This is a genomic window from Marixanthomonas ophiurae (assembly GCF_003413745.1).
Taxonomy (GTDB): domain Bacteria; phylum Bacteroidota; class Bacteroidia; order Flavobacteriales; family Flavobacteriaceae; genus Marixanthomonas; species Marixanthomonas ophiurae.
Map to the genome: position 1 here is coordinate 1,588,139 of NZ_QVID01000001.1, position 13,980 is coordinate 1,602,118.

Consider the following 13,980-nt stretch of genomic DNA (forward strand, 5'->3'; position numbering starts at 1 on the left):
AAGATAAAAAATTTGTTGTTTTAAATATTATACTATTTTTGAAAAAATTAACAATTTTTTTTGCATTTCCTTTCATATACAAACCAAATATCAACTTTATGACACTAACTACTTTTAAAAGGTATAGAATACTCATTTCTTTACCAGTCTTTTTTTTATTAGCTACTTTTCAGGGTATAGCACAAACAAACCCATCTATTAAAATAAAGAAGAGAGATGCTCATTCCAATAATAAAACAGCAACTAATAAAAACTCTCAGCAGTCAAGTGCTATAATAGCTAATTATGATCACGAAAAGTTATCTCGGTTATATAATAAGAATGCTACTAAACAAGCGAATTTAAAAAGAGAAGCAGAACAATACGCTTTACTTCATAATATCCCATTAAAGATATACAATGAGGATGGTTCTTTTTCAGAATTACAAAAATTGGCTGATGATGGTTCTTTGATATATTATACCTTAACTAACGTTGATGCAGCTACCTCTACAAGAGCAAATTTTTTGAATACAGGAGGAGGCTTAGGTCTAGATGTAAATGGTGATGGAATGACAGCCCATGTTTGGGATGGAGGTCCTACACGGCCTACACACCAGGAGTTTGATGGTTCTGGAGGAAATAATAGGGTAGCTATTAATGATGGAGTTACAACATTAAACGGAAATAGTTTCCATGCACAACATGTTACAGGTACCATTGTAGCTTCAGGTTTTGACTCTGATGCGAAAGGTATGGCTTGGCAAGCCGATGCATTAACGCATGACTGGAATAGTGATCTTTCCGAGGCCACTGCCGAAGCAGCCAATGGAATGTTGCTTTCCAATCATTCTTATGGGTATAGAGCATCTGATATTTCAGATCAATGGTTTGGTGCGTATAGGGAAGATGCACGTGATTGGGACGAATTGATGTACAACACTCCCTATTACTTAATGGTTGTTGCCGCAGGAAATGATGGAAATGACAATTCTTCAAATGGAGCTCCATTGGACGGTGAAGCTGATTACGATAAATTATCGGGAACATCTACTTCAAAAAACAACCTTGCTGTTGCAAACGGTCTAGATGCTACTATTGATGGTAATGGAAATGTAGTTTCAGCTTCTAGAAACTCAGGTAGTAGTGAAGGTCCCACGGACGATTACCGCATAAAACCAGACATAATGGGGAATGGTACAGGTCTATATTCCACTTATGATAATGCAGACAATGCATACAATAGTATATCAGGTACTTCTATGGCCTCTCCTAACGTAACGGGAACACTGTTGTTATTACAAGAGCATTATCATAATTTATCCGGTAATTATATGAAAGCTGCGACCTTAAAAGGGATCGCGCTTCATACTGCGGATGATGTAAGCACAACAGGACCAGACGCCCAAACAGGTTGGGGATTGCTTAATGGCAAGAAAGCTGCTGAAACCCTTACTACATCTACAGCTAGTAGTGGTTCAGCAATTGTAAACGAACTAACCCTTTCTCAAGGTCAAACCTATCAAATTACAGTGCAATCTAATGGTTCAGATCCTTTACAAGCTTCGATTTCTTGGACGGATCCTGCAGGAACTCTAAATAACAACACCAACGATAATACCCCAGCTTTAATTAACGATCTTGATGTTCGTTTAGATAATGGAACAAACTATTCACCTTGGCGCTTAACTGGAGTTACAACAAATGGGAGTGGTGACAATATGGTAGATCCTTATGAGCGTATTGATATAAATAGTGCCTCTGGAGTTTACACCTTAACAGTAACACATAAAGGGACGCTTTCTGGAGGGGCTCAAGATTTCTCACTAATTGTAACGGGAGTTGTGGTTGCTACTTCCCCAGAAATAAGCTTTGCTAGTCCAACAGGAAACACTGAAGAGAATACTAATTGTAGCTTTTCTGATATTGATGTCCCTTTAAATATTGCTCAAGGTGCTTCAGAAGATGCAGATGTAACTTTTACCGTGTCTGGCGGAACTGCAACAGAAGGTCTGGATTATGATTTATTGACCCCTACAATTACATTTCCGGAAGGAACAGTTGATTTGCAAAACATGACACTCAGAATATATCATGATGGTTTTGTTGAAAGTGACGAAACAGTCGATATTGAATTTACAGTTAACCCCAATGGGGGAGATGCAATAGCAAACACGAATGCAAATACCTTCACTTTGACAATAAATGATGATGATCTTGCTCCAACTTCTTCTCAAAACAACATACTCTTTTTTGAAGATTTTGATGATGGAGACTTTGAAGTTAGTACTTCAGGAGATGGGGATTCAGACTTTTGGGGTGTAGGAAACAATGCTGCCTTAACCAGTACTTATTGGACTACCACCGGCAATGCTACAGTATTTGCTTTTACAAGTGATGATATTTGTAATTGTGATAAGTCTAACGATTTATTGTTCACTAATAGCTTTAGCTTAGATGGAGAATATACAAATGCCACACTAACTTTTGATCATGCTTTTTCTAATATACCTGGTGAGACCGGTACTGTAAATATATCTGTAAATGGAGGTAGTAGCTTTACTACTATTAGCACACTTTCCAACTCATCTGTAGATCAAGGAGGAGGTAGTTTTTCTACTCCATGGGTAAATAACAATACTATAGATCTTTCCAGTTATATTGGAGAAGCAGACGTTATTGTGCAGTTTAAATATGACGATGGTGGAAATTGGCTTTACGGAATGGCTGTAGATAATATTTCTGTTACAGCAACTTCAAATACAAATGTTCAAACGGCTGTAAATTCTGGTGCTCCAGATGAAATTTCAATTCCAGGTTCGGGTACGGTATACGCTTCAGATCCTACTTCAGAAAATGTTATGGCAGATGTAGTTAACAATAACAATGATGATTATGGCTGTACAGAAATTTCAGTCTCTAGGGCAGGTACTGGCGCACAATCCTATAACGGAAGTGTATTACCAGATTTGGCTATGGATAAAACATTTACTATAAATACTGAAACTGCTATTGCTTCTGGAGATGTAGAAATAACGTTCTATTTTTCTGAAACTGAAATTGATGGATGGGAAAGTGCAACAGGTCTAACCATAAATGATTTAGAGGCAGCAAGAGAAGACAATGCAATAGAAACTTCTTCACTTACCGTTGGTTCCTTTGGAAGTAATGTAACGTTAACAGGAACTTTTACATCACTTTCCGGAACATATTATTTTGGTTCAGCAAATACATTTGATACTTGTACTGGCGTAGTTAAAACATGGAGTGGTTCAACTTGGAGCCCTTCTGGAGCGCCTGATGATACAAACCCAGTAATTATAAACGGAACATACAGTGCCTCAATACATGGAGACTTAACAGCTTGTACACTTACTGTTTCAAGTGGAGAAAATGTTATTGTAGGAGCGGATAAATTCATAAAAGTGAATGGTAATATTATCATAGATGGTGTATTAACTGTCGAACACGAAGGAAGCCTGGTGCAAGTGGACGACAACGCTACAGTTACCAACAACGGAACGATTACCGTTGAGAAAACGAGCCCGAGCATTGGCAATAGAGGTTTTATGATCGCCTCCAGCCCAATGACTGAAGATACAAAAGCTGCTTTTGGCAACCCGATACAATTCCGAAATCATATAACGGGTAATTTTGTGCCCAATCAAGATGTTGAAGATGATTTTCCAGATGCCAATAACTTTGCTGATGACAATGGTGATAACTGGCAACAGTACGCAGGAATGATAAATCCTGGGGAAGGGTATTTAATGATGCCCCAGACCACGCCGACTATTGGAACTCCTGCTAGTTATGATTTTGAGTTTGACCAAGGAACCCTTAACAATGGTGTAATTAGCTTTACACTGGGCTATAACGGTACACAAAATGGAAGTCCGAACATATTGGGTAACCCGTATGCTTCAGCCATAGATGTAGATGTGTTTTTTGACGATAACACAATGATAGACGATGTGTATTTCTGGGAACACTTGAACCCACCATCAAATTACCCAGGCTACAATGTCAGTAATTACGATATGGGCGATATTTCCATATACAATGAAACAATGGGAGGCGTACCAGCAGCAAATGGCGGGGCGACACCTAATGAGTATATTGCTTCGGGACAAGGATTTGGAGTAAAGCCAAACAGTGGAGGAACGGTAGTTTTCAACAACGCCATGCGAGTAACCGATAACAATAATACATACCGAAACAATGAAATAGAAAAAGACCGTGTATGGGTTAATGTGTTTAATGATGCTTATAAACTGGGAAGCACAACAATGATAGGTTATTCTGAGGTAACCACTGATGGATTTGATGATGGAGTTGACAGTAAACGATTGGCAACGCCTGTATCGATATATTCTGAATTGGAAACTGGAGAACAATTGGTTATTCAAGGTCGTAAGCCTTTTGATATTGAAGATGAAGTGATGCTGAGTTTTTCTACACAGATAGAAGAAGTACAGACCTACATAATCAGTATCCATAACCTTGAAGGGATTAATGTAAGCGATGCTACAGTGTATCTATTGGATACTAAAAATGGAAATCTAACCAATTTAAGCCAAGAGGATTATACCTTCAGTAGTAATGTAGGAACGTACCAAAACCGTTTTAAGATACTATACAAAGGGACGGTATTGAATACTTCAGATAATGTATTAGAGACTATTTCGGTATTTCCTAATCCGGCACAAGATATTATCAATGTTATTTCACCAAAAGCTACAATACAATCTATAATAATGACCGATATACGAGGTAGAAAAGTAATGATTGAACAAGCTAGTAATCAAAATGAGATACAAGTAGGTGTTTCATCATTAGATTCTGCAGTTTATTTTATGACGGTATCAACTACTGAGGGAACTATTACCAAACGAGTAGTAAAAAAGTAAACATTATTTTTAGTAAATAAAGTTAGCCGTTTCAGTTTTTCTGAAACGGCTTCTTTTTATACCTAAATACTTTATATTTTTGCAATATGAGCTTACCACTAACCGAACAAGAATTGCATAACCTGGCTATGAACATAGTAGGGAAAGACTTAGAAGCAAATGGATTTGAGTTTTTGGGTGTCAATTCAAAACTGAAAAAAAATCCACAGTTTGTAGCCTTGAAAAACAAAGACCTACATTTTATCATTGTTAGGGCAACTACTTATCCCGAAGATGCTAATACGTACGATCCCGTTTTTATGCAATCTATTAAAGCTCATGCCGATAAATTTGAAGCCAAAACCTATTATGCCGGCGTTGGTTTGGGGCATGGTGACGATTACGCAAAACCCGTAATAAAAGATGAAGATTACACTATGGTGTATAATGGTTTACAAGAAATAGTATGAAGTATTTACTGATTATAGTATCCTTTTTCCTTTTAATTTCGTGTACGGAAAACACGCAAGAAGAAGCTCATATTGAAGGTAAAGCCTTTGGCACAACCTACCATATAAAATATTACTCACAAGAAGAGTTTGATGCTCAAAAGGATATTGACTCCATTGTAGAGCTTGTTAATGAATCGGTAAGCACGTATATTCCTGATAGCGATATTTCAAAAATAAATCGTGGTGACTCTAGTATAGTTGTCGATAATATATTTAAGGATGTTTTTATTCTTTCAGAAGAAATCCATAGTAAATCCAATGGATATTTCGACCCAACCATTGGTGTGCTTCGCAACGCGTATGGCTTTGGCGATGTAAAACCACTTCAGGAAATAGACAGCACTACTTTAGATTCGTTGATGCAATTTGTAGGCTTTGATAAGGTGAAACTTACTTCAGAAAATACCATTCAGAAAAAATATTCACAGATTTATTTTGACTTCAATGCAATCGCAAAAGGCTACGGAATTGATGTAATAGGAAGTTACTTGGAAAGCAGGGGTGTAAGCAATTATTTAGTTGAACTGGGAGGGGAAGTTTTAGCAAAAGGAACTAATTTATCAAAGCAAAAACCTTGGACAGTAGGGATTGAAGCAATAAATTCTGATATCGATAATCGAAGTTTTGCTGAAACCATTCCGCTGAAAAATCAAGCGATGGCTTCGTCGGGAAACTATAGAAAATTTAGGGTTGATTCTCTAACCGGAAAAAAATATGTTCATACTATAAATCCGCTCACTGGAAAGGCCGAACAAAGCGATATTACCAGTGCAACCGTTATAGCGCCAACCTGTGCCTTGGCCGATGCTTACGCCACGTCTTTTATGGCTTTAGGACTCGAAAAATCTGAAAAACTTTTACAGCAATTGCCAAATATTGAGGCATACTTGTCTTATAATGATTCAACAGGAAGGGCTCAAGTTTTTAAAACTGCTGGTTTTAAAGATTTGAAGAAGTAGCTTATCTTTTTAGAGTAAAGTGTCCTTTAAAAGTTCGTCCATCCGTAAAAGCAATAGTAAACCAATAGTCACTTGCAGGAAGGGCTTTACCATTAAAAACTCCATTCCATCCCGGTCCTTCGGGTAGAATCTGTTTCAATAATTTTCCGAAGCGATCGTAAATATAAATTTTGGTAACGGGAAATTCATCAATTCCAATAATTTTCCAAAAATCGTGATATCCATCTCCATTTGGAGTGAAAAACCGTGGATAATCAAGTACAAGTATTTCTTTTGAAACCACACCACAACCATTTTTGTCCCGAACGTACACGGTATAATATCCATTTGAAAGACCCTCAAAAGTTGGGTTATCTTGGTATACCATTTTATCGCCTAGAGCAAATTCATAGTCACCAGGACCTTCAACCTCAATGGTAATCATATTATTTTGATTGTTAAAGTCTTTGATTATTACATTGGTAATTGTGGCAATATCCGAAGGGAACACCTCTGCGCTTACGGTGGTCGTGCAATTAAACTCATTAGTAACGGTAACGCTATACGTGCCAGGACTATTTGCTTGAATAGTGTTTAAGTCTGTTCCTTCTTCCCCAGTACTCCACAAATAATTCTTATAACCACTTTGTACCGAAATAGCAATCGGTTCAGAATCATTTAAACAATAAATATAAGAAGGCTGGTCAAATACGGGATCTGGTTTTGGACTTACTACGATTTCAAATTCAGTATAATCAAAACAACCGGTACTTTTTTCATGAAAGGTAACATATATGGTTTGTGGATTGCTTGTGTTTTGAAATGTTTCTCCAATCCTGTTGGAGTCTGAAACTCTATCTTCTTCTGATCTATAATAATAAATATTAAAATCTTCTGCGGAAAGATTCCCTAAAACCTCTGCATTTTTTTCTGAAAGATTGACGGTTATCGTACCATCAAAATCATTGTCACAAACTATAATATCACTTGGTTTTGTAGCAGGTATAATGGTGTTGACGTATCCTGAAAAAGAAGTGATACTATAACAGATTGTATCATTTTCATCGGTTACACGAACAAATATTTCTTTGGGAGTATTTGAAAACTCAATAGTTGGCCCAATTGGATTGCTATTGTTTTCAGCTTCATTTTGAGAGTTATGATAAGTAAAACTATAGCCTGTTGGATCGCTAATAACTTCAGGAATAATAGTGTCTAGTACGTATTCTCCGGTACTACCATAACTACAAAGTACTACATCTTCTGGTTCTGTTAGCGTGGGGTTTCCTATTAAAAGTGAAAAGGATGTAATATCATTACAACCGTTGACGCGTTCTGCACGAGCGTAGATTGTTTGTGGATTAGATGCATTTGTATAAGGACTGGCCAAAGGATTTATACCTATATTGGCATCGTTCAGGCTTTCGTGAAAGGTAACGTCAACATCTGTTTGGGTGCCTATAATTTGAGGCTTTAAGCTATCAAGGTTAAATTCGGTGCGTTCATCTTGTGTGCCATCTGTATCACATTTGGATAAGTCTTCAACCGGGTTTGCTGTTACGTTTTCTGGTAAGGTGGCTGTTCCGTTGTAGAACAAACTAAAGCCGCCAGAACCAACTGCACGGTCAACAAGTAAATAGTACACATCGCCCGCTTCTGCTTCAATAAACTTAAGATACCCGTTTCCATCTTGACCTGGGCCTTCCTCGGTATCTGTTTCTTCCATATTTAAACCAGTGTTTGCAGATACTTCGGCAGCTTCAGGATTAGTGCTCGAACATCGTATGGAGTTGCCTAATGTAGTGCAGGTTACTTGTGGGCCATATATGGCGAAATCGTAATCGGCACCGTCATCGGGAATAATATCGAACGTAAATGTTCCGGTTTGCTCAATTATAAATTTAAACCAAATTGTGTGTGAATCAAAACTATAACAAGGTGGTTGGGTATTGCCTGGAAGGGAAAATTCATCAAAGCCTACCCCTGTTGGGTCTATTCCGATATTAGAATCACCACAAATTACAATAGCGTTTACGCAATCATTTGGGTTCTGAGCGAAAAACTCTGAAGTAAATAATAGTATAGTAAGAAGGCAGAATAATTTTAGGTTCATTGAAGTTTTAAAAATGATGTAGGCCTAAAATAATAATTTATTTTTTACAAACAGGTAACAATTCGCCTTTTGCCAAGCGGTAGGTATTGATTTCTTCTTCAGAAAAAGCCTTTGTGTAATCAAGCGCTTGAACTGAAAACCCAATTGAAGTCAGTTTCTCGAAGTAATCCATTCCATAAATACGCACGTGATCATACTGTCCAAATATTTTAGCGCGCTCTTTTGGGTCGGTTATAGAGTCGTCTTCAAAAGTTGTTTTTCTATCGTTTTCTAAAGGTATTTGCAGAATTGCTGTTCCACCTGGAGCTAAAATGCGATATAACTCTTTCATGGCTGTAGCATCGTCTGGTATATGTTCTAATACGTGGTTACAGATTATAAAATCAAATTCACCGTTGGAAAAAGGTAAGTCACAGATGTCAGCTTTTACATCTGCAATAGGGGAGTTAAGGTCTGTAGTTATATACTTTAAATTCTTCATTTTCCTAAAACGCTTATAAAAAGCTTGTTCAGGAGCAAAATGAAGAACTCTTAATTTTGAAGAAAAGAAAGACGTTTCATTTTTTAAATATAACCAACACAATCGATGGCGTTCCAATGACAACGTACCGGGCGCTAATACATTTTCGCGTACTTTTTCGTAGCCATAAGGTAGAAATTTACGATAGGATTGACCATTAATAGGATCGGTATAGTTGTCACCTCTTAAAAAAAAGGCGACAAATGGTTTCACCAAATAGCTTAACCTAATTAATAGGGGACGAGGTATTATATTCAGAAAAAAAGTAGATAGCTTTTGCATGGCTGAGCAGGTTACAGCACCAATTCTTTTTGACGGAATTCATTCTCCTCATCACTTTCAATACCCAAAGCATCATAGATATAAGCAAATGTAGATAGTAATTCTGGTTTCCCATTTATCAAGGCTACATCATGCTCAAAATGGGCGCTGGGTTTACGGTCTGCAGTTAATATGGTCCAACCATCTTTTAATTGCTCAATACGTCTCGTGCCTAAATTAATCATCGGTTCAATAGCAACAGTCATTCCTTCAACAAACTTTTTGCCACGACCTCTACGGCCATAGTTTGGCATTTCAGGATCTTCGTGCATTTTCCGGCCTAAACCGTGTCCCACTAATTCGCGAACTACGCCATACCCGTGATCTTCGCAATAATTCTGAATGGCATAACCAACATCGCCTACGCGATTCCCTTTTTTAAATTCACGGATACCCACATAGAGTGATTCTTTAGTGACTTGTAATAGCTTTTTTACTTCGGGTGTTACTTCACCCACTTCAAACGTATAAGCGTGATCACCATAAAAACCATTTTTTACAGAGCCACAATCAATAGAAATAATATCTCCTTCTTTAAAAGGAACGTCATTTGGAATACCGTGTACCACCTGAGCGTTCGGACTCATGCATAAACTGTTAGGGAAGTCGTACATTCCTAAAAAACCAGGAACAGCACCGTGATCTCTAATAAATTCTTCTGCCAATTTATCCAAGTGAAGCGAGGTTACGCCGGGTTTTACTTCTTTGGCTAACATTCCTAATGTTTTGGAAACAATTAAAGCCGCTTCTCGCATTAATTCGATTTCTTCGTTGTTTTTAGGTATGATCATGTTCTTCTTTTTTAAAAAGGAAACCATCCTTTTCTCTTTTTCTTGGTTTGTATGACCGGCTTTTCTTCGCCAATAAACTGTTGGTATATTTGTCCCCATTCTAATAAACCGCCAATATTTCGGTCATCAATAAAAATATCGGCATTTATTTTTCTGCTATATTTTGGGTCGAATTTTTCTTCAGGAAAACTTTTATTTACGGAATAAAACTCAACTCCTTGTTCTTTACAAAAAGCTACTGCATCATCTAAAGTCTTACCATTTCTGTATGTCCATAATATTAACCGATGTCCATTTTCTTGAAGTTTCTTCAACGTTTCAAAAGCAAATAGTTTGGGTTTACCAATGTTTGGGTATTGATCCTCAACAATGGTTCCGTCAAAATCTATCGCAATGGTCAAGGTTTCAGTAATCATAGCTTATTGTAAACGGCAAAAATACAAATATTGTAGCACTTACTCTTCGTAAGCGTGCTTGTAATCTGCACCGCTTAAAATAGCATACACATCAGCCTCAAGACTTTCTATAGCATATTCCACAAAGCGACCCATTTCTTCACCATCTTTATAGAAAATTATGGTTGGGACATTGGTAATATTTAATCCCTCCTCATAACCGGAAGGTGTATCTTTTTCTCGCGAAACAGTAATTAATTTGAAATTATCATAATTATAGTTAGCCGCGTCAAGAATTTTGTACAAACGCGGTGTTTCTCGCTTGCTATCGCCACACCAAGTCCCCATGAAAGTTGTTATTTTCACATCCTTTAAAAGCGGTGCTATTTTAGAAACAAGTTCTTCATCTATATTGTAAGTTTCAAAATTTTTATCAAACCAACTGCCGAAAGGGGCTTTCTTTAAGCCACTGCGATTGGCTTTTCCAAGTAAAATTACAGACTCTTTGTAGGGTACTGTTTTATTAATTTCTTCGGAAGAACTTTTTTCTGAAACCATTTGGGGAGTTTTTGTAGTTACTTCAGTTTTTTCAGTATTCATAGCGGTTTCTTTTTTAGTAGCATCTTTTGAAGAAGAACAAGCTATAAAAGTGATTGCTGTAAGGGCAAAAATTATTTTTTTCATCTTTTTTTAAATTAAGGAATCTTGTGTCATGGATTCCGGTTTAGTAACTCCCATTAGTTTTAAAACGGTCGGTGCAATAGCTCCTAAAATACCTTTTTCTACTGTTTTAATATCGTTATCTACAATAATAATAGGAACTGGGTTTGTCGTGTGTGCGGTGTTGGGTGAGCCGTCTGGGTTTCGCATGGTTTCACTATTTCCATGATCTGCTAAAACTATTGTAGTATAATCATTTTTAAGAGCTGCTTCAATAATACTTTTAGAACAACTATCAACCGTTTCGCAGGCTTTAATAGCGGCTTCAAAAACACCGGTGTGGCCCACCATATCAGGATTAGCAAAGTTTAAACAAATAAAATCTGCCGATTTTGAATTGATTTCAGGAATAATTTTATCTCGAATTTCATAAGCGCTCATTTCGGGCTGTAAATCATACGTAGCTACTTTTGGCGATGGGCAAAGAATGCGACGTTCACCAATAAAAGGTTTTTCTCTCCCGCCAGAAAAGAAAAACGTTACGTGCGGATATTTTTCGGTTTCCGCAATGCGTATTTGGGTTTTATTATTTTGCTCAAGAACCTCGCCCAACGTTTCTTTAATGTTCGCTTTATTATAAACCACCGATATATTTTTGAACGACTCGTCATAATTAGTCAGGGTGATAAACTTCAAAGGCAACGTTTCCATGTTATATTCTGGGAAATTCTGTTGCGTCAATGCTTCGGTAAGTTGTCTTCCTCTATCTGTTCTAAAATTAAAGAAAATAACGACATCGTCTTTTTCAATTGTAGCAACGGGTGTTTCATTTTCCGTCAGTACGATGGGTTCGATAAATTCATCAGTTATGTTTTCAGCATAACTATCTTTAATGCTCTGTACGGCATTGGTTGAATGTTGGCCTTTTCCAAAGACCAACAAATCGTACGCATTTTTTACACGTTCCCAACGTTTATCACGATCCATGGCGTAATACCTGCCAATTACGGAAGCTAATTTCCCTTTGGTAGTTTTAAGATGTTCTTGTAAGTCTTGAATATGTCCCGCTCCAGATTTAGGGTCCACATCGCGACCATCGGTAAAGGCATGAACAAACATATTTTCAATCCCTTCGTTATCGGCCGCAGTAAGTAACCCTTTTAAATGGTTTATATGCGAATGCACGCCCCCGTTGGATACCAAGCCAATAAAATGAACTTTTTCGTTATGCTTTTTAGCGTAGTTAAAAGCTTCTTTTAAAACAGGTTCTTCTTTTAAGGTGTCATTTTCAACTGCTAAATTTATTTTTGCTAAATCCTGATATACAATACGACCAGCACCTAAATTCATATGGCCCACTTCGCTGTTTCCCATTTGACCTTCAGGTAAACCAACGTTCATCCCGTGGGTAAGTAATTGCGCATTCGGATATTTGGAATATAAAGAATCAATAAAAGGGGTTTCAGCTTCTTCTATAGCAGAAACAGCTGGATCTTGGGTAATTCCCCATCCATCAAGAATGAGTAAAAGGACTTTTTTGTTCATGGCAGTAATTGAACTACAAAGATACTAATTGATGAAGAATAAAATGAGGATGTAAATAAACTTGGCATTTCAAAAATAGCTTTTAGTAAAACTTCTATCATAACCCTAGATTAGGAATGTGTTTTATTTTATGATACGTTAAAGCCGCTTTAATGCACTTTTTCAGTTCAATTTCTGGAATTGTATCGTCCATTTGAAAAATGATAGCTCGATTTCCTTCAAAAGCAAAAATATCTTTATAAACCATTTTAAATGTTGGTACTAACTTGCTGGTACATTTAAAATATATGGCGTATTGATTTGGTGCTTTTTCTTTCCAATCAATCCGTATGGTGCTTCCTTTTTTAACCAAATAACTAGGCTCGCCCCATTTTAAAGTTTCTTCTAAATTTGTTATTTCCTCTGTGTTTTCTGCTGTTTCAACAATCAATTTCCTAAGGTTGGATAGTTTTTTCTGAATGAAATTGGGATAGTTGTTGAAAACGGCTTCCACTTTAGGATTTGTTTGAATATGTATATTTTCCATTTGTTTAAATTAAAAGCACTATCCTCCGTACTTTTCAATAGCTTCTTCAATTTTTTCAATTCGGTTTTCCGGATCTGGGTGCGTACTTTTAAATTCGGGTAAGCGGTTAGGGCCAGCGGCAGCTTTTAAAATTCTCATCACTTCAATCATTTCACGAGGATTGTATCCTGCATCGATCATAAACTTAATGCCTAGGTCGTCACTTTCTAGTTCGTCTCCCCGGCCGTTGCCAAGCAGTACATTTTGCCCGATCCCAGCAACTAAACCACCAGCATCGGCTCCAACGGAAGCTCCTTGTGAAACAGTCTGCCAAAATTCGGTTTCTGCAATTCGCTCTGCGGAATGGCGCCCCAGTACATGACCAATTTCATGACCCAAAACACCTGCTAATTGGTCTTCATTGCTAAGTTGAGAAAACAACGCTTGTGTAATAAATATTTGTCCGCCTGGAAGCGCAAAAGCATTCACCGTTTCAGCATCTGATAACAAATGAAACTCATATTGATACGGGGTATCTTTAGCCATGCTGTTATTGACTAATTTTGCTCCCACCATATCTACATAGTTTTGCCTGCTTTGATCTTGGTAGAGTCCGCCGTATTGATCAATCATTTGTGGTGCACTTTGTAGCCCAATAGCGATTTCCTTTTCAGTAGACATAGAAATAGTCTGCTCCTTCCCAGTGTACGGATTTTCTTCTGTATTTGCACATTTCTTGAAAAAGGCGAAAGCAACGATAGCCAGACCAATAAATATCCTAATTTTCCAACTGCGTCTTGAAGCCATAATAT

At 37.3% G+C, this 13,980-nt stretch carries 11 protein-coding genes; 3 read left to right on the top strand and 8 right to left on the bottom strand.

Annotated features, from left to right (window positions below):
* Window positions 1-98: 98 nt before the first annotated feature.
* The 3 genes from DZ858_RS07265 (at window position 99) to DZ858_RS07275 (ending at window position 6,339) form a co-directional block, all read left to right on the top strand.
* Window positions 99-4,889, top strand: coding sequence for a S8 family serine peptidase (locus DZ858_RS07265; RefSeq protein ID WP_117158900.1), 4,791 nt, complete (start codon window positions 99-101; stop codon window positions 4,887-4,889).
* Between the two features lie 86 nt (window positions 4,890-4,975).
* Window positions 4,976-5,338, top strand: coding sequence for a Na(+)-translocating NADH-quinone reductase subunit F (locus DZ858_RS07270; RefSeq protein ID WP_117158901.1), 363 nt, complete (start codon window positions 4,976-4,978; stop codon window positions 5,336-5,338).
* The gene (locus DZ858_RS07275) at window positions 5,335-6,339 is read left to right on the top strand and encodes an FAD:protein FMN transferase (protein WP_117158902.1); all 1,005 of its coding nucleotides are present in this window, start codon (window positions 5,335-5,337) and stop codon (window positions 6,337-6,339) included. The genes DZ858_RS07270 and DZ858_RS07275 overlap by 4 nt, the downstream gene beginning before the upstream one ends.
* Window position 6,340: 1 nt before the next feature.
* Here DZ858_RS07275 and DZ858_RS07280 read toward each other — a convergent pair whose 3' ends face one another.
* The 8 genes from DZ858_RS07280 to DZ858_RS07315 form a co-directional block, all read right to left on the bottom strand.
* Window positions 6,341-8,431, bottom strand: coding sequence for a T9SS type B sorting domain-containing protein (locus DZ858_RS07280; RefSeq protein ID WP_117158903.1), 2,091 nt, complete (start codon window positions 8,429-8,431; stop codon window positions 6,341-6,343).
* Window positions 8,432-8,468: 37 nt separating this feature from the next.
* Entirely contained in the window at window positions 8,469-9,233 is a 765-nt protein-coding gene (locus DZ858_RS07285; RefSeq protein ID WP_117158904.1) for a class I SAM-dependent methyltransferase, read from the bottom strand.
* 11 nt (window positions 9,234-9,244) lie between these two features.
* On the bottom strand, window positions 9,245-10,063 hold the full coding sequence (map, locus tag DZ858_RS07290) for a type I methionyl aminopeptidase (RefSeq protein ID WP_117158905.1): 819 nt from the start codon (window positions 10,061-10,063) through the stop codon (window positions 9,245-9,247).
* 11 nt (window positions 10,064-10,074) lie between these two features.
* Window positions 10,075-10,479: a BT0820 family HAD-type phosphatase gene (locus DZ858_RS07295; RefSeq protein ID WP_117158906.1), complete on the bottom strand. Its 405-nt coding sequence runs from the start codon at window positions 10,477-10,479 to the stop codon at window positions 10,075-10,077.
* Window positions 10,480-10,518: 39 nt separating this feature from the next.
* Entirely contained in the window at window positions 10,519-11,142 is a 624-nt protein-coding gene (locus DZ858_RS07300; protein WP_239990736.1) for a thioredoxin family protein, read from the bottom strand.
* Between the two features lie 6 nt (window positions 11,143-11,148).
* The gene (gene gpmI / locus DZ858_RS07305; protein WP_117158907.1) at window positions 11,149-12,663 is read right to left on the bottom strand and encodes a 2,3-bisphosphoglycerate-independent phosphoglycerate mutase; all 1,515 of its coding nucleotides are present in this window, start codon (window positions 12,661-12,663) and stop codon (window positions 11,149-11,151) included.
* 97 nt (window positions 12,664-12,760) lie between these two features.
* Window positions 12,761-13,189 carry a DUF1801 domain-containing protein gene (locus tag DZ858_RS07310; protein WP_117158908.1) on the bottom strand — a complete coding sequence of 143 codons (429 nt, stop codon included), beginning with the start codon at window positions 13,187-13,189 and terminating at the stop codon, window positions 12,761-12,763.
* Between the two features lie 18 nt (window positions 13,190-13,207).
* On the bottom strand, window positions 13,208-13,975 hold the full coding sequence (locus DZ858_RS07315; protein ID WP_117158909.1) for a M48 family metalloprotease: 768 nt from the start codon (window positions 13,973-13,975) through the stop codon (window positions 13,208-13,210).
* Window positions 13,976-13,980: the final 5 nt, after the last annotated feature.